Genomic DNA, 18836 nt, shown 5'->3' with positions numbered 1-18836 from the left:
ACACCGATGAAATTCCACCTCGCAATCAATCTCGAACGGCTCGACCCATCGGCGGATATGAAGGCGCTGCGCGATCACACCCTCGAAATGGTGCAAATGGCCGAAGCCGCCGGATTCGAAATCGCATGGGCGGCAGAGCATCACGCGCTGGAAATGACCATCGCCCCCAACCCGTTTCAGATCCTGACATGGTGGGGCGAGCATACCAGCCGCATCCGCTTGGGCGTGGGCGTGGTCAACGCCGCCTATTGGCATCCCATCCGTCTGGCCGGTGAGGCGGCGATGCTCGACCTGCTCAGCGACGGGCGGCTTGAGTTTGGCATCGGCTCAGGTGCCTATCAGCGCGAATTTGACCGCATGATGCCCGGACTCAATCAACCCGACAGCTGGCGCTACATGCAGGAATCGCTGCCCGCCGTGCAACGCCTTTGGGCGGGCGACTATGCCCATGACGGCGACTACTGGCAGTTCCCCACCGCCACTTCCTGCCCCAAGCCGGTGCAGCAGGAGGTGCCCATCTGGGTCGCCGCCCGCGCCCCCGTCACCTTTGATTACGCGGTCGAGCATGGCTGCGACATCATGAGCTGGCCGCTCACCATGCCTTTCTCTGAGGCCGAGAATTACCGCGCCCGGCTCGACGCCGCGATTGCCAAAAACGGTGGTCGCTATGACGGGCGTTGGGCGCTGATGCGCCACACGGCAGTTTATGAAACCGAGGACGACCGGCAGGCAGCCTTGGCGGCCCTCCGCCGCGTTCTGGGACAATTCGGCAACCTGATGATGAAACGCGGCGAGGTGGTCAACGGCTTCCCCGACCCCGTCCCGCTGGCGGAATTAGAGGGCAACGCCCGCACCGACCCTGCCATGCTCGAGGAAAACCTCGCCTTCGGCAGCCCCGACACCGTGGCCGAAAAAGTCCACCAATATGAGAGCTTGGGCGTCGATGCCTTCATCTACTACGCCTCGATGGGCCTCGATATGGAACGCCAGAAACGCTCGCTGCAACTCTTCATCGACAAGGTGATGCCACAGTTCGCAGGCCAAAACATCGCCGCTGCGGAATGACCACAACGTGCCGGTCTGTCCTGTAAAAGAGGAGAAATGGCGCGGTTGACGGGGCTCGAACCCGCGACCCCCGGCGTGACAGGCCGGTACTCTAACCAACTGAGCTACAACCGCGCGTGGGCCGCTGCATAAGCGCCCCCCGCGCGCCCGTCAATCCCAAAATCCTGCGGTTGTGCAATTCAACAGCGGTGAAACATGTCTCTCAAAACGGAACGTCTCAAACACAAAGGCCCCCGCCAAGGCGAGGGCCGTTGAGGACTGCGGTGGCGCGGTTGACGGGGCTCGAACCCGCGACCCCCGGCGTGACAGGCCGGTACTCTAACCAACTGAGCTACAACCGCCCGCAGCACGCTTGGGGTCAGCCCCAAACGTTCCGCGCTTCTATGACGGGTCCGCCCCCCCGTCAAGCGCTGGCATGCGGAAATTTCAACTTTCCTGATGTCCGTCACGCCCGTCGAAAACGTGAGACCAAACCCATGCGAAAGGTTTGATTTTCGCGGCCAGCCTTGCCACAGTCACAGCACCCCTCGCGGAGAGATGTCCATGCGGCCCCTTCTGCTCTCGATCCTGTGCCTCCTGCTCGCCGCCCCCGCCGGGGCCGCGCCCACCGGCACGTTTCGCCACGCCCATAACGTCGGCTTTGGCGCGCAGTCCAGCCTCGACCCCGCCTCCAAAGGCCGGGTGCTCCAGATCATCGAGAAAATCCAGAGCCGCCTCGTGCGCCCCGGTCGCGGCGGAAAACCCGCGCCGGATCTCGCCACCTCCTGGACCCCAAACGCCGATGGCACGCTCTGGACCTTTCAGATCCGCGATGGTGTGCACTTTCACGACGGTAGCCCGCTCGATGCGGGCGACGTGGTCTATTCGATCAAGCGCGTCATCGACCCTGATTATGGCAGCCCGGCCCGCGCGGCGGTCAAGATGATCACCCGCATCGCCGCCACCGGACCGCTTAGCGTCGAAATGCAGCTCGACTCGCCCTTTGCCGACCTGCCGCTGCAATTGATGGACCCCCGCCTGCGCATCATCCCCCAAGGCTCGGGCGACACCATCGACCAGAGCGGCATCGGCACCGGACCCTTCAAGGTCGAGAAATTCGACCCCGATGGCATCACCGTGCTCATCGCCAATGAGGGCTATTGGGAAGGGCCGCCAAGATTGGAGCGGATCGAGGTCATCGGCGTGCCCGATGCGCAGGCCCGGCTTCAGGCCTTTCTCAGCGGTCAACTCGATATGGAGCGCGGCATCGTCCCGCTCTTGCGCCGGGCGCTGGACAAATCGCTGCATTATCAATTGCTGGAAATTCCCACCGGCAACTGGATGGGACTGGCCTTTCGTACCGATGTGCCGCCGTTTGACGATCCCCGCGTGCGCCAAGCGCTGCGCCTTACCGTGGACCGCGACGAGATGCTGCAACTGGCGCTGGATGGTGGCGGGGTGATTTCGTGCGACACGCCTGTGGCCCCCAATGACCAATACCGCGCCGAGATGGAGTGTCCCGCTGATCCAGAGCGCGCCCGCGCCCTTTTGACCGAGGCGGGATACCCGGATGGGCTCGACATTGATGTGCATGTCTCGGTGCTCGATCCCAGTTGGCCGGTGATCGGCGTCACCTTTCAGGAACAGGCCGCGCGGGCAGGTATCCGCGTCAACCTGATCAATGCCGCCGCCGATGGGTACTGGTCGAATGTCTGGATGAAAAAGGACGCCTTCAGCACCTCTTGGGGCGAGCGCCCCGCCGATCAGGCCCTGAACGAGGCATTTCACTCCTCTGCCAAATGGAACGAGACCCATTACACCAGCCCCGATTTCGACCGGCTGATCGAAACCGCCCGTGCCGAACTGGATTTCGAACGTCGACGCGCGCTTTATATCGAAGCGCAGGAATATCTGGCGATGAATTCGGGCACGCTCATTCCCTTTCACGTCACGCAACTGGTGGTGCTCTCCAACCGCGTGACCCATTTCGATCCTGTGCCTAATGACGCCCTGCGTTGGCATTTGGTGACGGTGGTGGATTGAGGGGGGATGGGGGACACTAAACGCGTAGGCATTGAGCCGCGCGCTCGCTGGGCCGGGGACTAGCGATGCAACGGTAGTGGCTGCCACTTAATGCCTGCCAAGTCCGTATAACCTCAAATAGACGCGCTACATCTCAAAATCGCTAGGCCGCGGGACGGCCCAGCGATCGCGCGGCGGCGCTTCGCGCCTTGATTCCGCGCGGCTTACACCCCTAGACCCCTCTCAATACGTCCCCGCCACATATTTCGCGATAGCCCCACCGCGTGAATTCACATCCAGTTTCTGGTAAATCGCCTTGAGGTAATACTTGACCGTATTCTCCGAGAGCCCCAGCCGCGCCGAAATCTGGAAATTCGTCAGCCCATCGACCAAAAGCCCCAATATTTCATGCTCGCGCCGGGTCAGGGAATCGCCCTGCTCGCCCATCAACCGCTTGAGAATCTCCACCGGCAGGATGCTGTGCCCCTCGACCAGATGGCCCAAAACGCGCGGCAGGCTGGTCAGAACCTGCCCCATCATGCAGACCGAATGCGCGCCCGCCTTCACCGCCGTGCGGATAAACGCGAACTCGGCCTCTTCGGCCACGACCACCACCATCACGCGGGGATGGTCGCGCCGCAGCATGTCCAGCACCCGACCTAAATCAGCATCCGCGAGCCGCACCCCCAGCACGAGGATCACCCGCCCCGGTCGCTCGCCCAGCGCCTTGCGCAGGCTCGCCTGATCCGTGGCGAACGGGCCCAGACGCACCTCCGCAATCTGCGCCACCAATGATCCCAACCCCTGACAGACAATCGCCTGCCGGTCGGCCACGATCACCTCGGGCACGTCCAATTTTGCGTCCTCCAAGGTCGCCTCTTCCATATCGCGCACGGGCTCCTCCTCCTGCCCCTTTATACAAGACCAAGGAACGTCCTGAAATCAAACGATTTTTTAGAATGCAACGGCATACCGCCAATCCACCACCGGGTAGGCTGCCCCTACCCACCGGGGCAATCAGCCCCTCGCTTAGCCGCGCTTTTCCATGCGCGCGGGCATTACGCCATGTCCGCGCCCCCCGCATAAAGGGCCAAGCCTGAAGGAGGACAGACATGAACGGCAACTCGCATCTTTTCATTCCCGGACCCACCAATGTGCCTGACGAGGTGCGTCGCGCCATGAACATCCCGATGGAGGATATGCGCGCGCCAGATTTTGGCGATTTCATCCTGCCCCTGCTCTCGGACCTGAAAAAAGCGTTCCGCCTGACCCATGGCCGCGCCTTCGTCTACCCGACCTCCGGCACCGGCGCATGGGAGGCCGCGATTTCCAACACGCTCAACACCGGCGACCGCGTGCTGATGTCGCGTTTCGGCCAGTTTTCAATGCTTTGGGTCGATATGGCCGAGCGTCTGGGACTTGAGGTCGACCTCTGCGAGGTGGAGTGGGGCAAGGGCGTGCCGGTCGAGGATTACGCCGCCAAACTCGCCGCCGACAAGGACCACAAGATTAGGGCCGTCTTTGCCACCCATAACGAGACCGCCACCGGCGTCACCTCGAATATAGCGGCCATCCGTGCGGCCATGGACGCCGTGAACCACCCCGCACTTCTCTTCGTCGATGGCGTGAGTTCCATCGGCTCGATTGAATTCGAGATGGAGGATTGGGGCGTCGACCTCGCCGTCGCAGGCTCGCAAAAGGGCTTCATGCTGCCCGCCGGTCTCGGCCTCTTGGGCGTCAGCGACAAGGCGCTCGCCGCCCATGAGCGTGCCAAAATGCCGCGCTGCTACTTCAGCTTTGCCGACATGATCAAGCTGAACGACACCGGCTATTTTCCCTATACCCCCGCCACCCAGCTCCTGCGCGGGTTGCGCTGCTCGCTCGACATGCTGTTGACGGCGGGCATGGAGAGCGTGTGGGAGCGTCACCACCGCCTCGCCTCGGGCGTGCGCGCCGCGATTGCCGAATGGCAGGGCTGCCGCCTCGTGGCGGATGGCCCGGAATGGCACTCAGATACGGTGTCAGCGATCTACACGCCTGAGGGCGTCGATGCCCGCGACGTCATCGCCACCGCCTATCACAAATATCAGACCTCACTCGGCTCTGGCTTGGCCAAGCTGGCAGGCCGCGCTTTCCGCATCGGTCACTTGGGTTCGCTCAACCCGGTGATGCTCTGCGGTGCCATCTCCGCCGCTGAAATGGCGCTCTGCGATGCCGGGGCCGCGATTGAACCGGGCTGCGGGATCGCCGCCGCACAGGAACATTTCCGCGCCTCCACCCCAACACGGCAGGTGCGCGTCGCATCCGCCCGCGCCGCCTGATCGGGACACAACATGAGCTACACACTTCACCCGCTGAAAAAGCAACGCCTGCAACGCTCGGAACTCGCCGTGCCCGGCTCCAGCCCGTCGATGATCGACAAGGCTGCCGACTCGGACGTCGATTACATCTTCTTTGACCTAGAGGATGCCGTCGCCCCCCCGGACAAGGTGCAGGCCCGCGCCAATATCATTCAGGCGCTCAATGACATCGACTGGAAAGCCAAGGGCAAGACCATCTCGATCCGCATCAACGGGCTGGATACCCATTACATGTATCGCGACGTGGTCGAGATCGTGGAACAGGCGGGCCAGCACCTTGACACCATCCTTGTCCCCAAGGTGGGCGTGCCCGCTGATCTCTACACCGTGGAAACCATGGTCAGCCAGATCGAGACAGCGATGGGCTTTACCCATCAGATCGGCCTTGAGGCGCTTATTGAAACCGCCCTCGGCATGGCCAATGTCGAGGCGATTGCCTCGGCCCCCGGACGGCTCGAGGCGCTGCATTTCGGGGTCGCGGATTACGCCGCCTCCAACCGCGCCCGCACCGTGGTCATCGGCGGCCTCAACCCCGATTATCCCGGCGATCAGTGGCATTTTGCGCTCAGCCGCATGACCGTCGCCTGCCGCGCCTACGGGTTGCGCGCCATCGACGGGCCGTTCGGCGATTTCTCCGACCCCGACGGCTATACGCTCTCGGCCAAACGCGCCGCCACCCTGGGGATCGAGGGCAAATGGGCCATCCACCCCAGCCAGATTGCGCTTGCCAATGATGTCTTCTCGCCCCCCGAGGCCGAAGTCACCCGCGCCCGCCGCATTATCGAGGAACTGCGCAAGGCCGAAGCCCAGGGCAAAGGGGCCGCCAGCCTTGATGGCAAGATGATCGACGCCGCATCCGAGCGTATGGCCAACAACGTGATAAGCGTCGCCGACGCCATCGCCGCCAAAGGCTGAGGGCCAAACCAAAAGGCCAACCAGAAAAGGGAGGACTACCAAAATGGACATCCACGAATTCCAAGCCAAGGAACTCTTGAAACGCTTTGGCGTGCAGGTGCCGCGCGGCGGGATCGCCTATAGCCCCGAACAGGCCGTCTACCGCGCCTCAGAGCTGTCCGGCGACCGCTGGGTGGTCAAGGCCCAGATCCATTCCGGCGCGCGCGGCAAGGCGGGCGGCGTGAAGATCTGCAAGAACGAGATCGAGATTTCCGAGGCCGCGCAATGGATGCTGGGCCGCATGCTCGTGACCCATCAGACCGGACCCCAAGGCAAACTGGTGAGCCGCCTCTATATCGAAGAGGCCACCAGCATCGCACAGGAAATCTATCTGGCCTTCGTGATGGATCGCAAGGAAGAGCGCGTCGTCGTCGTGGCCTCCGGCCAAGGCGGCATGGAAATCGAAGAGATTTCCGCGCAGGAACCCGAATCGATCATCCGCTCGGTGGTCGATCCGGCGGTGGGCATGCAGGCGTTTCAGGCGCGCGAAATCGCATTTTCCCTCGGGCTCGACGCCGCCCTCATCCCGCAGGCGGTCAAGACCATCATCGGCTGTTACCGGATGATGGAGGAAACCGACGCCAGTATGGTGGAAATCAACCCGCTCGTCGTCACCACCTCGGGCGAAATCATGGCGCTCGACGCCAAAGTCAGCTTTGACGATAACGCGCTCTTCCGCCGCCCCGAAATCTCGGAACTCCGCGACAAGAGCCAAGAAGACCCGCGTGAAACCTTCGCAGGCGACCGGGGCCTGAACTACATCGGTCTTGAGGGTGAAATCGGCTGTATCGTCAACGGTGCGGGTCTCGCAATGGCGACACTCGACATGATCAAGATGGCGGGTGGCGAGCCTGCCAACTTTCTCGACGTGGGCGGTGGGGCCAGCCCGGAACGGGTGCTGATGTCGTTCAACGCCGTGCTCAACGACCGCAATGTCGAGGCGATTCTCGTCAATATCTTTGCGGGCATCAACCGCTGCGACTGGATCGCAGAGGGGGTGATCCGCGCGGTGCGCGAATTGAACCTCACCCTGCCCCTCGTCGTGCGCCTCTCGGGCACCAATGTCGAAGAGGGTCGCCGCCTTATAGCAGAGAGCGGCTTGCCGATCCTGACCGCCGAGACCCTGGCCGACGCCGCTGATCTGGTGGTTCGGGCTTGGTCTGACACGAAACCCGCCGCAAAAGGAGCCGCATGATGGCCATTATCATCGACAAGAACAGTCGCGTGCTCGTGACCGGCCTCACCGGCCGCATCGGCAGCTTTCATACCCAGGACATGATCAACCACGGCACCAATGTCGTGGGCGGCGTGACCCCCGGCAAGGGCGGCACCAAGCATAACGGCCTGCCGGTGTTCAACACCGTCAAAGGGGCCGTGGCCGAAACCGGCGCCGATCTCGTGATCTGCTTCGTCCCGCCCCCCTTTGCCGCCGACAGCATCATGGAAGCGGCGGATGCAGGCATCACCACCTGCGTCTGCATCGCCGACGGCATCCCCGCCAGCGACATGATCAAGGTCAAGCGCTACATGCGCCGCTACAAGGCGGAAAAGCGCATGCGCCTGATTGGCCCCAACTGCGCAGGGATCATCACCCCCGGTCAGGCCTTCGCCGGTCTCATGCCGCCGCATATCTACAAACCCGGTCGCGTGGGCATCATCGGGCGTTCCGGCACCTTGGGCTACGAGGCCGCCAGCCAGATGAAAGAGCGTGGCATCGGCGTGTCGACCTCGGTGGGCATCGGCGGTGATCCGATCAACGGCTCCTCCTTCCGCGACATTCTGGAGTTGTTCGAGAATGACGAGGGCACCGACGCCGTGGTCATGGTCGGCGAAATCGGCGGCCCGCAAGAGGCCGAAGCCGCCGCCTATATCCGCGACCACATGACCAAGCCCGTGGCCGCCTATATCGCCGGTCTCTCCGCCCCCAAAGGTCGGCGTATGGGCCATGCCGGTGCCATCGTCTCGGCCTTCGGCGAATCGGCGCAAGAGAAGGTCGAGATCCTCTCCGAGGCGGGCGTCACCATCGTCCCGACACCCTCCTCCTTTGGCGACGTGGTTGAGCGCATGGTCGCCTGAAACCCGTCCCTCCGGGGTCGCCTGTCCCTGCGGGCGGCCCCACCGGAATTTGCGTACAAAACGCGTGTACAAAATGCACATCCTGTACACGCTTGCCCTGTCTCGCACCCCACTCTAGGCTGCGCCGAACCCCAGCCAAAGGTGCCTTATGCGCGCAGCCCTCCTGACCCGTTACAATACCCCCACCGAAATCACCGATGTGTCAGATCCCGCCTGTCCCCGCGACGGCGCGGTGATCGCCGTGCGCGCCTGTGGGGTCTGCCGTTCGGACCATCACGCGTGGAAAGGGGCCGATCCAGATGTTATCCTGCCGCATGTCATGGGGCATGAGTTCGCGGGCGAAGTCCTTGAAATCGGGCAAGAATGTCGGGCTTTTGCAGTTGGCGACCGGGTCACGGCGCCGTTTATCCTTGGCTGCGGGACCTGCCCCGATTGCCGCGGTGGAGAGCCGACAACCTGCAATCACCAACAGGTCATCGGCTTTACCGGCTGGGGGGCCTTCGCCGAACGTCTCGCCATCCCGCGCGCCGATTTCAACCTCGTGCGCCTGCCTGATGCGATGGATTTTGCGGCCGCCGCCGGCATGGGCTGCCGCGTAACCACCGCCTTTCGCGCCGTGGTAGACCGGGCAAAAACTCAACCCGGTGAATGGCTTAGCGTTCATGGCTGCGGTGGCGTCGGCCTCTCGGCCATCATGATCGGCGCGGCAATTGGCGCGCGGGTTCTGGCCATCGACGTCAACCCTGAGGCGTTGCGCATCGCCAAATCCCTCGGCGCGACCGCCACCCTTGATGCCAGCCATACCCCGGATGTGGGCAGCGCTGTGCGCGACCTGACCGAGGGCGGCGCGCATGTGTCACTGGACGCGCTCGGGATTACCGACACCTTTCACAACTCTCTGAAAAGCCTGCGAAAACTTGGGCGGCATGTGCAGATCGGCATGCCCCTTGGCCGTCACGCCACGCCCGAATTGCCCCTGCTCGACCTGGTTTATTCCCGCCAGATCACATTGCACGGCACCCGTGGCATCGGGGCGGACCGCTTTGCCGCCCTCTTCGCCATGATCTCCGCCGGGCATCTCGACCCCGAGCGCCTGATCACCAAACGCATCGGTTTGTCGGGGCTGAACGAGGCATTGAGCGCAATGGACGGCTTTCAGGGCTATGGCGTCACCGTGGTTGACCAGCTAAGCGCTTGATTCGCCTTAGTTTCGCCACAATTGCGCCCTAACCGCGCCGTGAAACTTACCGATCCTGTAAGGATAATCAAAGGTCAGGCCGTCCAAGGTCTGCCACCCCATAAATGGAGCAGTCCCATGCCACAGGCCACCCCCCCGATTCCCGGGGCCAAATCCGCGCCCCCGCAACCCGCGTCGCAAGCGCAACCCAAGCCAAATGCCGCACCAGTCTATCAGGATTACGCCAGCATCTGAGCAATGAAAAAGGCCGCATCCCAATGGGATACGGCCTTTTCTTCAGGTATCACTTCAAGATCAGCCGACCAGTTCGAGACCCGAAAAGAAATAGGCGATCTCAACAGCGGCCGTCTCGGTCGCGTCCGACCCATGGACCGAATTCTCACCCACCGACTCGGCAAACTCCGCGCGGACCGTACCAGCGGCAGCATCCGCAGGGTTGGTGGCACCCATCACTTCACGGTTCTTGGCCACAGCGCCTTCGCCTTCCAGAACCTGCACCACAACCGGGCCTGACGCCATAAATTCGCACAATTCGCCGTAAAACGGGCGCTCTTTGTGCACGGCATAGAAAACACCCGCCTGTTCCGGGGTCAGTTGGATGCGTTTCTGGGCGACAATACGCAAACCTGCATCTTCGAATTTGGCATTGATCTTGCCGGTCAGGTTGCGCTTGGTCGCGTCGGGTTTGATGATGCTCAGCGTGCGTTCAACAGCCATTTCAGCCTCTTTTCCGTAGGTTTCACCGGCCCGGCCCCTTGCCCGACCGCGTTTGATCGCGGGTCCGATAGCATGCACACCGCCCCTTGAAAAGCCGCGATTGACGGCGGCGCGCACTTACGGCATGCGGGGGGCCATGTTGCACATTGATGATATCACCTATTCGGTCGCGGGCCGTACCCTGATCGACAGCGCCTCCGCCAGCATCCCCGACGGCCACAAGGTTGGCATCGTGGGCCGCAACGGCACGGGCAAGACCACCCTCTTTCGCCTGATCCGGGGAGAATTGGCGCTGGAGGGCGGTAGCATCAGCCTGCCATCTCGCGCGCGCATCGGCGGCGTGGCGCAAGAAGTGCCCGGAAACGAGGTGTCGCTCGTCAACACCGTGTTGAGCTATGACACGGAACGTGCTGAACTCATGGAAGAATCCGAGCGCTCGACCGATGGCGCGCGGATCGCCGAAATCCAGACCCGTCTGGCCGATATCGACGCTTGGTCCGCCGAGGCGCGCGCCGCGAGCATCCTCAAAGGGCTGGGGTTCACCGACGAGGAACAGCTCATGCCCTGCTCCGCTTTTTCCGGCGGCTGGCGGATGCGTGTGGCATTGGCGGGCGTGCTCTTTTCGCAACCCGATCTGCTGCTGTTGGACGAACCGACCAACTATCTCGATCTTGAGGGCGCGTTGTGGCTCGAAACCTACCTCGCGCGCTATCCGCATACGGTGCTGATTGTCAGCCATGATCGCGGGCTCTTGAACCGTGCTGTGGGCTCGATCCTGCATCTCGAGGACAAGAAACTCACGCTTTATCAAGGGGGTTACGAGACTTTCGCGGAAACCCGTGCCGCCCGTCTCGCCGCCGCCGCCTCTGAAGCCAAGAAGCAGGACGCCCGCCGCGCGCATCTCCAGAGCTTTGTCGACCGCTTTCGTGCCAAGGCGAGCAAGGCCGTGCAGGCACAATCGCGCCTCAAGATGATCGCCAAGCTCAAGCCGATCACGACGCCGCAAGAGGCGGCGCTCAAACGCTTTACCTTTCCCACGCCCGAAGAACTCTCGCCGCCCATTCTGCGGATCGAGAGCGGATCAGTGGGCTATGATGGCGTGCCGGTGTTGCGGCGGCTGAACCTCCGGATTGATCAGGATGACCGGATCGCCCTGCTGGGTCGGAATGGCGAAGGAAAATCCACGCTTTCCAAGCTCTTAGCGGGCAAACTTCAACCCATTGAAGGGCAACTGCACAAGTCTTCCAAGCTGCGCGTTGGCTATTTCGCGCAGCATCAGGTCGAAGAATTGCACCTTGACGAGACCCCCATCGACCACATTCGCCGGATGCGCCCAACCGAAACGCCCGCCAAGTTAAGGGCTCGTTTAGGGGGCTTTGGTATTGGAGCGGAGCAGGCGGAAACGCTGGTGGGAAAACTGTCAGGTGGGCAGAAGGCGCGGTTGTCGTTGATGCTGGCGACGGTGGATGCGCCGCATATGTTGATTCTCGACGAACCGACAAACCACCTTGATATCGAGAGCCGCGAGGCGCTGGTGGAGGCGCTGACCGCCTATAGCGGCGCAATCATTCTGGTCAGCCATGACATGCATCTCCTGGGGCTGGTGGCGGATCGACTGTGGCTGGTACGGGGTGGCGAAGTGGCCCCCTATGAGGGCGATCTGGAGAGTTACCGCGCCATGCTGCTCAGCGGCTCGGACACGGAAAAACCAGCCGAAAAACCCAAGGAAATCAAGGTCAAACGGCCCTCGCGCGACGCAATCCTCAAACTGCGGCAGGATGTGAAACGCTGTGAGGAGCGGCTTGAGAAACTACATGGTATGGAAGGGAAGGTCGCCGAGAAACTGGCAGATCCGAAGATCTATCACGATGTCCACGGGCTGACCCAATGGCAAAAGAAATACGCCGAAATCAAGCAGGGTCTGTCTCTGGCAGAAACCCTCTGGATGGAAGCGTTGGAGCGGCTTGAGGCGGCTGAGGGCTGAGGCGCGCCGTACGTTTGTGCGGGCGGACCGTACGTTTCGGAGCCCCTTTGGCCCGCAATCTGGGGTGAGGGCGGTTTTCTCTTGGCATTTGACCCTGAAAATGGTGCAAGGCCCCTATGGACAGCGCATTTCTGATCACCGCCTTTGTCACGCTCTTTGTGATCATTGATCCTATCGGGATGACGCCGCTCTTTGTGGCGCTGACCCAAGGCATGAACACGGCGCGACGTCGAGCGATTGCCATTCGCGCCTGTGTCACCTCGGCGCTGCTGCTCATTCTCTTTGCCGCGCTCGGTGAGGCGGTGCTGAGCTTTATCGGCATTTCCATGCCTGCGTTTCGCATCGCCGGTGGGTTGCTGCTGTTTCTAACCGCGCTCGACATGCTCTTTGAGCGGCGTGGACAGCGTCGCAAAGGACAGGCAGATGCGGCAGAAGAGGAAGAGGGTGACGATCCGTCAATCTTTCCCATAGCCATTCCCCTGATCGCCGGGCCGGGGTCGATTGCCACGGTGATCCTCTTGGCCGGGCAAAAGCCGGGGGCCGAAGGCTTGCTCTGGGTGATTGGCGTGATGTTGTCGGTGATCGCCCTGGTCTTTGTGATGTTTCTGACCTCGGGCCTGCTGGAACGCGCGCTTGGCAAGGTCGGGATCAACGTGGTGACGCGCCTTTTGGGCATGCTGCTGGCGGCGCTCGCTGTGCAATTCGTTCTGGACGGGTTGCGCGGCTTTGGTCTGGCGGGATGAGCGCCTATATCTGAGCCATGGAACAGGTTGATTATACACAGTTGACGTATCTCGTCATCCTTGGATCGGTGATCCTGATGTGGTTCGTGGTGCAGAACCGCGCCTCCTTGGGCAAGTTGATCCAACAGGCGATGATCTGGGCGCTGATTTTCGTCGGGGCTCTGGCTGTGGTCGGGCTCTGGGATGATATTCGTCAGACCGTCCGTCCCATGCAGAGCGTGGTCTCGGAGGATCGGATCGAGCTGCCGCGCGCGCCGGATGGGCATTATTATCTGACAGCAGATGTGGAGGGTGTGCCCGTGCGGTTCGTGGTTGACACCGGAGCGAGCCAGATCGTGTTGAACCAAAACGATGCAGAGCGGATCGGGATCGACACCGGAAAGCTGGCCTATATGGGGCGCGCCTTTACCGCCAATGGCGAGGTGCGAACGGCCCCGGTGCGCCTGAAAAGCGTGGCCGTGGGGCCGGTGCAACATTCAGATGTGCGCGCGGTAGTGAATGAGGGCGAGATGGGCCAGTCATTGCTGGGAATGGCGTATTTGCAGCGGTTCTCGAGCATCAAAATCACGGGTGGCCTGTTGGTGCTGACCCGGTAGTTTGGACGGGACTGCGATCTTGAAGGGCGCGCGCGGCGCCTAAGGCGGAGTGAGGGCAGGTTTGGGCCTGAAGGGGGCATTCGCCCCAATCTCCAAAGCGCGGAATCAAGGCGCGAAGCGCCGCCGCGCAGCGCCCGTCCGCCCCACCGGGCGGGCGCTTTTGCGACGTCACAACACACTGATAACGCGGATGTATTTGGCAAGCATAAAGTGACAGCCGACTATGGTGCAGCGCCCACCCGACGGACGGGCACCGCGCGGCTCACCAGTTGGAGCGGATGTTAGCAACAGGCCAATCTCGCCCCTCGCCTGCCTCAGCGAATGACAATCTCATCGCTGCGCAACAGTCCCAGAACCTCGCGGGCCTGCTGATCAAGGAGGTCGAGATCGAGATAGCTGTCCGACAGACGCCGGGTCAGGTTTTCCATCCGCGCCACCCGCGCGTCGAGCGCGTCGAGTTGGGCCTGCAACTCCACGCTCTGCGCGTCGATTTCAGCACGGCGAAACAGGCCGTAATCGCCCTGCACGGCGGCAAATGTGAAATAGGCCCCCAGAAAGAAGGCAATCACGAAAAAGATCAACAGGCCCCAAGGGCGGCTGCGGGGTGTCATGCTCTGGTCTGCCTCTTCAATCCGCCTCGTGCCGGGCGTTTCGCCTACAATGCCACAGGTGATTCGCTTTGTGAATCCCCTTTCGCCGTGGCCTTGCCCGCTCTAGCATACCCGCAAAAGGAGAGCACGATGCAGGACATCCCGGCGCAGGATAGGCTTGAGACCCATCAGGTGACCAACCAGCCCGCCCCGCGTGGCGATCTCGATCTCTGGGCGGGCGATCCGGGCTTGCAATCCCATGCGACGGCGGCAGGGGCCGATCCAGAGGCACTGGCCGCTTACGGGGCGCGTATCGGCACCGAGGCGCTGCGCGAGGCGGGGCGCGCCGCCAACCGCCATCCGCCCGAACTGGTGCTCTTTGATGCGGGCGGGCGCCGGCTGGACGAGGTGCGGTTTCACCCGGCCTATCACGATTTGATGCGCGTTGGCATCGGCGCGGGCTATGCGGCGCTTGCGTGGGAGGGGGCGAGGGGCGGGCATGCCAGCCATGCCGCGATGGTCTATATGACCTCTCAGGTGGAACCGGGCGTGTGCTGTCCGATGACCATGACCTATGCCGCCGTGCCGGCACTCCGGGTTGACAAGGCGCTCTTTGCCGACTGGGTGCCCAAGCTCACGGCGCGCGCCTATGATCCGGGTGCCAAGCCGCTGGCGCGCAAACCCGGGGCGACACTGGGCATGGCGATGACCGAAAAGCAGGGCGGATCGGACATCCGCGCCACTGCCACCACGGCCACGCCTGAGGGGAATACCTATCGCCTTGTCGGGCATAAATGGTTCTGCTCCGCGCCGATGTCGGACGGGTTTCTGACGCTGGCACAAACGCCCGAGGGGCTGACCTGCTTTCTGGTCCCGCGTTGGCTGGAGGGCGGGCGCAATGGCATCCAGATCCAGCGCCTGAAGGACAAGCTGGGCAACCGCGCCAATGCATCGGCTGAGATCGAGTATCACGGGGCCATCGCCTATCGGCTGGGCGACGAGGGCGCGGGGCTGCGGACTATTCTCGAGATGGTGCATCACACGCGGCTCGATACCGCCATGGCCCCGGCGGGATTGATGCGGGCGGCGTTGGATCAGGCGCAGTACTGGACCTGCCACCGATCGGCTTTTCAGAAACGGCTCATTGATCAGCCGCTGATGCGCACCGTTCTGGCCGATCTGGCGCTGGATTGGGAGGGCACGCTGGCGCTTGGGCTGCATGTGGCGCGGGCGTTTGACGGGCGGGGGGCCGCGGACCGGGCCTTTGCCCGCCTTGGCGTGGCTCTGGCCAAATTCATGGGCAACAAGCTCTGCCCTGGTGTGGTTTATGAGGCGATGGAGGCGATGGGCGGCATGGGCTATGTCGAGGATACGCCCCTGCCGATGCTCTACCGCGAAGCGCCGCTCAATTCGATCTGGGAGGGGTCGGGCAATGTCATCTGCCTTGATATCCTGCGCACCCTGCGTAAAGAGCCTCTGGCCGGTGAGGTTTTGAGCGCGGAACTGGCCAGCGTCGCCGGGCAGGACCGCCGCTTTGACGCGGCCCTCAAGGCGCATATGCAGACCTTTCCCAAGCTGCCCGACGAGGCACAGGCGCGCTGGTATGCCGAGAGCCTCGCCACGCTTCTCACCGCCTCGGTGCTGATGCGGCATGCGCCGGACGCGGTGGCAAGCGCCTACATCGCCACACGGCTCAGCGATCCGCGCGGACGGGTGGCCGGGGCGATTGGCGCGCTCGACACCGCCCCGATTCTGGCGCGGTTGGGGGGCGGGGCATAATAAATTCATAACGTCGCATGTGTTTGATCTAGATCAAGGCCAGCGTCTCTGCGCACGGCCTAGGGTGCCCTTATAAAATACGGATGCCGAATTCATCTTTGTCTGAAAGAGGACATCATGCGCAAAATCATCACGGCCGCCGCCCTTGGCCTTGCCACGCTGACCAGTCCCGCCATGGCCGAAGACGCCAAGCAGATGGTCACGATCCTGACCAGTGGAGAGCCGCAAACGCAGCTGATGGGCATGGTTCTGACCCTGCAGACGACTAAGGCCGGGGCAAGCTCCTATGTGCTGCTCTGTGGCCCCGCCGGTGATCTGGCCCTCAAGGACGCCCCCGCCAGTGCCACCGCCCCGCAAGCGCCGATGGGAATGAGCCCACAGGGTCTGATGCAAAAGATCATGGACGCCGGGGCCACAGTCGAGGTCTGCGCCATCTACCTGCCCAACAAGGGCGTGGACGGAACCGCCCTGCTCGACGGGATCACCGCCGCCAAACCGCCTGCCGTGGCCGCGCGCCTCTTGGCGGAGGAAACGCGGATCATGTCCTTCTGAGGCATGGTCTGCGGGGCCGCCTCACATCCTCGCCCGGTGTAACAAGTATTCTGGTTGAAAACGGGACGAACATGCGAGGCGGTCCACTTTTCAAAGAGTGGATTTGGACTGGACTGGGCCTTGGCACGCAAGCGAGGCGCTGCGCGACGGCGCGTGCCGCGCCTTGATCCCGCGCTTTGGTCATCGGGACAAATGTCGGCGACGGTCCAGACCTGACCCTGCTCACGCCTCGGCTTTCTTCTCCCAGCGGCCACCCGCCTCGGACCAATATTGGGCGGTGCAGCCAGCGCCGGTCAGGGTCTTCCACTGGCTGCGCGCCGCCTGAACCGCCGCATCGTCATTGCCGTCAAAGAGGATGCAGACCCGGTCCAGCATTTGCACCTCTTGGGCGCTGACCTCTGCCGCATCAATCGCCATGAGGCAGACCGCGCCATTGGGCCGCGCGCTGTCAGTCGTCAGCAACACCGGCTGATCGGCATCCTGCGGCCCGCCCGATAGGCCATGCGGCAGAAAGCCGTCCTCGGGCCCCAACCACAGCCGTTCATCCAGCCAGACCATCCGTGCCCTGTCCCGGCCACGCACCACCACACGCCAGCCCACGCTCAAGGATTTCTCCAAGAGCATCGGCAAGGTCGCCTCGAGCGGTTGACGCGTCAGATGATAGAAATAGGCGGCGCCCATCACCTCTCCTCGAGCAGATCCGCCACCAGCCGGTTGAGCGCCAGCACACCCCAGCCGGTTGCGCCCTTGGGGGCATAGGTGGTGTCGGCCTTGACGCTGGCGACGCCCGCGATGTCGAGATGCACCCAAGGCATGCCATCCTGCACGAAGCGATGCAGGAATTCCGCCGCCGTGATCGTACCCGCCGGCCGCCCGCCAGAGTTCTTGACGTCAGCAATCTGGCTCTTGATGATGTCGGCATAGCCCTGCCCAAGAGGCAGACGCCACGCGCCCTCGCCCTCGGTTTTGGCCGCGCGCATGAAGGCATTGCAAAGCCCGTCGTCATTGCTGAGCACGGCGGCATTTTCATGGCCCAAGGCCACGATGCAGGCCCCGGTCAGAGTGGCCAGATCAATCATGCCACGCGGCTTGTAGGTTTCCTGTGCATACCACATCACATCGGCCAGAACGAGCCGCCCTTCGGCGTCGGTGTTGATCACCTCGATGGTGTCGCCCTTCATTGAGGTGACGACATCGCCGGGACGGGTGGCACGGTCCGACGGCATGTTTTCCACGATGCCCACAAGGCCCACGACATTTGCCTTGGCCTTGCGCAGCGCCAGCGTGCGCATGACGCCCGCGACGACGCCCGCGCCCCCCATGTCCATGGTCATCTCTTCCATGCCTGCGGCGGGCTTAAGGCTGATGCCGCCGGTGTCAAACACCACGCCTTTGCCGATCAGAGCCAGCGGCGCCTCGCCTTTGGGTCCGCCCAGCCATTCCATCACCGCCAGTTTCGACGGGCTGGCGCTGCCGTGACCCACCGACAGGATTGCGCCCATGCCGAGCTTTTCCATGTCCTTTTCTTCGAGGATGGTGATCTTGAGCCCCAGATCCTGCATCGCGGCGATGCGATTGGCAAATTCCGTGGTGGTCAGGTGATTGGCAGGCTCGCTGACCAGATCGCGGGTAAAAAACACCCCCTCGGCGAGGGCCAGCACTGGAGCGGACTCGGCCCGGACCTCATCTGGTTTGCCGGTCATCAAGGTGAGGGCACCCGGCTCTGCCTTGTCCTTGGTGGTCTTGGGCGGTGTCTTGTGGGTGTTGAATTCGTAGGATCGTAGCAGCGCGCCCAAAATCACGTCCACCGGACGGCGTAGCGCGCCCCCGAGAATGAGCAATGGTTTGTCGCCTTTGATCCGGCCCAGGCTGACGCCCGCGCGGCGGCTCTCGGCGGGGCTGGCGCTGCGCGGCAGGATCACCACATCCACCGCCTCTGCCGCCATTCCGGCGGGCCAGTTGATCGTGATCACGTCGCCGGGTTTTCTATCGTTCAGGGCTGCCGCCTCGATCAGCCGGGCGAGCGCACCGCGCGTCATGCGGTTGATGCGCCGCGCACCTGCGTCCAGCTTGCCTTCGGGTGGAATGATCACCGCAATGCGGCCCGGCGCCGTGGCCAGTGCATCCAGATCGGTCTCGGCAAAGACAACAGGCAGGGGTCGGGTCATCGGGAACTCCTCATGGTTCAGCTTTTCCAAGACCTAGCGCGGCTTGCCGCCAA

The 18836-nt window shown here is 62.9% G+C and carries 17 protein-coding genes and 2 tRNA genes; 12 read left to right on the top strand and 7 right to left on the bottom strand.

Going from position 1 to position 18836, the window contains the following annotated elements; genetic code table 11:
- Nucleotides 1–6 precede the first annotated feature (6 nt).
- The gene (locus VR71_RS00805) at nt 7–1065 is read left to right on the top strand and encodes an LLM class flavin-dependent oxidoreductase (protein WP_045680351.1); all 1059 of its coding nucleotides are present in this window, start codon (nt 7–9) and stop codon (nt 1063–1065) included.
- 37 nt (nt 1066–1102) lie between these two features.
- On the opposite strand, the gene VR71_RS00800 is transcribed toward VR71_RS00805, so the two are convergent.
- Together VR71_RS00800 and VR71_RS00795 are read right to left on the bottom strand one after the other, a co-directional pair.
- Nucleotides 1103–1179 (bottom strand) — tRNA-Asp (locus VR71_RS00800).
- Between the two features lie 150 nt (nt 1180–1329).
- Nucleotides 1330–1406 (bottom strand) — tRNA-Asp (locus VR71_RS00795).
- A 202-nt stretch (nt 1407–1608) separates the two neighbouring features.
- Here VR71_RS00795 and VR71_RS00790 point away from each other — a divergent pair.
- Nucleotides 1609–3087, top strand: a complete 1479-nt coding sequence (locus VR71_RS00790; protein WP_254656417.1) for an ABC transporter substrate-binding protein — start codon at nt 1609–1611, stop codon at nt 3085–3087.
- Between the two features lie 222 nt (nt 3088–3309).
- Here the strand turns inward: VR71_RS00790 and VR71_RS00785 are convergent, their stop codons facing one another.
- Nucleotides 3310–3951 (bottom strand): response regulator transcription factor, encoded by a 642-nt coding sequence (locus tag VR71_RS00785; protein WP_040650556.1) that lies wholly within the window; start codon nt 3949–3951, stop codon nt 3310–3312.
- 227 nt (nt 3952–4178) lie between these two features.
- Here VR71_RS00785 and VR71_RS00780 point away from each other — a divergent pair, with 227 nt between their 5' ends.
- From VR71_RS00780 to VR71_RS00760, 5 genes are all read left to right on the top strand, one after another.
- Nucleotides 4179–5387, top strand: a complete 1209-nt coding sequence (locus VR71_RS00780) for an aminotransferase class V-fold PLP-dependent enzyme (RefSeq protein ID WP_009817966.1) — start codon at nt 4179–4181, stop codon at nt 5385–5387.
- Between the two features lie 12 nt (nt 5388–5399).
- Nucleotides 5400–6341: a CoA ester lyase gene (locus VR71_RS00775; protein ID WP_008280157.1), complete on the top strand. Its 942-nt coding sequence runs from the start codon at nt 5400–5402 to the stop codon at nt 6339–6341.
- Nucleotides 6342–6384: 43 nt separating this feature from the next.
- On the top strand, nt 6385–7575 hold the full coding sequence (locus VR71_RS00770; RefSeq protein ID WP_009817965.1) for a malate--CoA ligase subunit beta: 1191 nt from the start codon (nt 6385–6387) through the stop codon (nt 7573–7575).
- On the top strand, nt 7575–8456 hold the full coding sequence (sucD, locus tag VR71_RS00765; protein WP_198134887.1) for a succinate--CoA ligase subunit alpha: 882 nt from the start codon (nt 7575–7577) through the stop codon (nt 8454–8456). The genes VR71_RS00770 and sucD overlap by 1 nt, the downstream gene beginning before the upstream one ends.
- A gap of 148 nt (nt 8457–8604) precedes the next feature.
- Nucleotides 8605–9654, top strand: coding sequence for a zinc-dependent alcohol dehydrogenase family protein (locus tag VR71_RS00760; RefSeq protein WP_045680342.1), 1050 nt, complete (start codon nt 8605–8607; stop codon nt 9652–9654).
- A 294-nt stretch (nt 9655–9948) separates the two neighbouring features.
- On the opposite strand, the gene ndk is transcribed toward VR71_RS00760, so the two are convergent.
- Nucleotides 9949–10371 carry a nucleoside-diphosphate kinase gene (ndk, locus tag VR71_RS00755; protein ID WP_009817962.1) on the bottom strand — a complete coding sequence of 141 codons (423 nt, stop codon included), beginning with the start codon at nt 10369–10371 and terminating at the stop codon, nt 9949–9951.
- Between the two features lie 136 nt (nt 10372–10507).
- Between ndk and VR71_RS00750 the strand changes: the two genes are divergently transcribed.
- From VR71_RS00750 to VR71_RS00740, 3 genes are all read left to right on the top strand, one after another.
- Nucleotides 10508–12355 carry an ABC-F family ATP-binding cassette domain-containing protein gene (locus tag VR71_RS00750; RefSeq protein ID WP_045680404.1) on the top strand — a complete coding sequence of 616 codons (1848 nt, stop codon included), beginning with the start codon at nt 10508–10510 and terminating at the stop codon, nt 12353–12355.
- Between the two features lie 116 nt (nt 12356–12471).
- Nucleotides 12472–13098, top strand: a complete 627-nt coding sequence (locus VR71_RS00745; protein WP_045680340.1) for a MarC family protein — start codon at nt 12472–12474, stop codon at nt 13096–13098.
- A 17-nt stretch (nt 13099–13115) separates the two neighbouring features.
- Nucleotides 13116–13694, top strand: coding sequence for a TIGR02281 family clan AA aspartic protease (locus VR71_RS00740; protein WP_045680337.1), 579 nt, complete (start codon nt 13116–13118; stop codon nt 13692–13694).
- Between the two features lie 314 nt (nt 13695–14008).
- On the opposite strand, the gene VR71_RS00735 is transcribed toward VR71_RS00740, so the two are convergent.
- The gene (locus tag VR71_RS00735) at nt 14009–14305 is read right to left on the bottom strand and encodes a septum formation initiator family protein (protein ID WP_009817958.1); all 297 of its coding nucleotides are present in this window, start codon (nt 14303–14305) and stop codon (nt 14009–14011) included.
- 129 nt (nt 14306–14434) lie between these two features.
- Here VR71_RS00735 and VR71_RS00730 point away from each other — a divergent pair, with 129 nt between their 5' ends.
- Together VR71_RS00730 and VR71_RS00725 are read left to right on the top strand one after the other, a co-directional pair.
- Nucleotides 14435–16063 (top strand): acyl-CoA dehydrogenase family protein, encoded by a 1629-nt coding sequence (locus tag VR71_RS00730; protein ID WP_045680332.1) that lies wholly within the window; start codon nt 14435–14437, stop codon nt 16061–16063.
- A 117-nt stretch (nt 16064–16180) separates the two neighbouring features.
- A complete protein-coding gene (locus tag VR71_RS00725) occupies nt 16181–16615 on the top strand; it encodes a hypothetical protein (protein ID WP_045680327.1) in 435 nt (144 codons plus the stop codon).
- A 222-nt stretch (nt 16616–16837) separates the two neighbouring features.
- On the opposite strand, the gene VR71_RS00720 is transcribed toward VR71_RS00725, so the two are convergent.
- A complete protein-coding gene (locus tag VR71_RS00720) occupies nt 16838–17296 on the bottom strand; it encodes a DNA polymerase III subunit chi (RefSeq protein ID WP_045680325.1) in 459 nt (152 codons plus the stop codon).
- Nucleotides 17296–18783: a leucyl aminopeptidase gene (locus VR71_RS00715; RefSeq protein WP_045680323.1), complete on the bottom strand. Its 1488-nt coding sequence runs from the start codon at nt 18781–18783 to the stop codon at nt 17296–17298. The genes VR71_RS00720 and VR71_RS00715 overlap by 1 nt, the downstream gene beginning before the upstream one ends.
- Nucleotides 18784–18836 lie beyond the last annotated feature (53 nt).

The organism is Roseovarius sp. BRH_c41 (assembly GCF_000961715.1).
Lineage (GTDB): Bacteria > Pseudomonadota > Alphaproteobacteria > Rhodobacterales > Rhodobacteraceae > Roseovarius.
This window is presented reverse-complemented; position numbering and strand designations above follow the sequence as displayed.

Bases quoted from the DNA above. Each gene is read 5' to 3' on its own strand.
- VR71_RS00805 (WP_045680351.1), top strand. From the start codon at position 7: ATGAAATTCCACCTCGCAATCAATCTCGAACGGCTCGACCCATCGGCG.
- VR71_RS00790 (WP_254656417.1), top strand. From the start codon at position 1,609: ATGCGGCCCCTTCTGCTCTCGATCCTGTGCCTCCTGCTCGCCGCCCCC.
- VR71_RS00785 (WP_040650556.1), bottom strand. From the start codon at position 3,951: ATGGAAGAGGCGACCTTGGAGGACGCAAAATTGGACGTGCCCGAGGTG.
- VR71_RS00780 (WP_009817966.1), top strand. From the start codon at position 4,179: ATGAACGGCAACTCGCATCTTTTCATTCCCGGACCCACCAATGTGCCT.
- VR71_RS00775 (WP_008280157.1), top strand. From the start codon at position 5,400: ATGAGCTACACACTTCACCCGCTGAAAAAGCAACGCCTGCAACGCTCG.
- VR71_RS00770 (WP_009817965.1), top strand. From the start codon at position 6,385: ATGGACATCCACGAATTCCAAGCCAAGGAACTCTTGAAACGCTTTGGC.
- sucD (WP_198134887.1), top strand. From the start codon at position 7,575: ATGGCCATTATCATCGACAAGAACAGTCGCGTGCTCGTGACCGGCCTC.
- VR71_RS00760 (WP_045680342.1), top strand. From the start codon at position 8,605: ATGCGCGCAGCCCTCCTGACCCGTTACAATACCCCCACCGAAATCACC.
- ndk (WP_009817962.1), bottom strand. From the start codon at position 10,371: ATGGCTGTTGAACGCACGCTGAGCATCATCAAACCCGACGCGACCAAG.
- VR71_RS00750 (WP_045680404.1), top strand. From the start codon at position 10,508: ATGTTGCACATTGATGATATCACCTATTCGGTCGCGGGCCGTACCCTG.
- VR71_RS00745 (WP_045680340.1), top strand. From the start codon at position 12,472: ATGGACAGCGCATTTCTGATCACCGCCTTTGTCACGCTCTTTGTGATC.
- VR71_RS00740 (WP_045680337.1), top strand. From the start codon at position 13,116: ATGGAACAGGTTGATTATACACAGTTGACGTATCTCGTCATCCTTGGA.
- VR71_RS00735 (WP_009817958.1), bottom strand. From the start codon at position 14,305: ATGACACCCCGCAGCCGCCCTTGGGGCCTGTTGATCTTTTTCGTGATT.
- VR71_RS00730 (WP_045680332.1), top strand. From the start codon at position 14,435: ATGCAGGACATCCCGGCGCAGGATAGGCTTGAGACCCATCAGGTGACC.
- VR71_RS00725 (WP_045680327.1), top strand. From the start codon at position 16,181: ATGCGCAAAATCATCACGGCCGCCGCCCTTGGCCTTGCCACGCTGACC.
- VR71_RS00720 (WP_045680325.1), bottom strand. From the start codon at position 17,296: ATGGGCGCCGCCTATTTCTATCATCTGACGCGTCAACCGCTCGAGGCG.
- VR71_RS00715 (WP_045680323.1), bottom strand. From the start codon at position 18,783: ATGACCCGACCCCTGCCTGTTGTCTTTGCCGAGACCGATCTGGATGCA.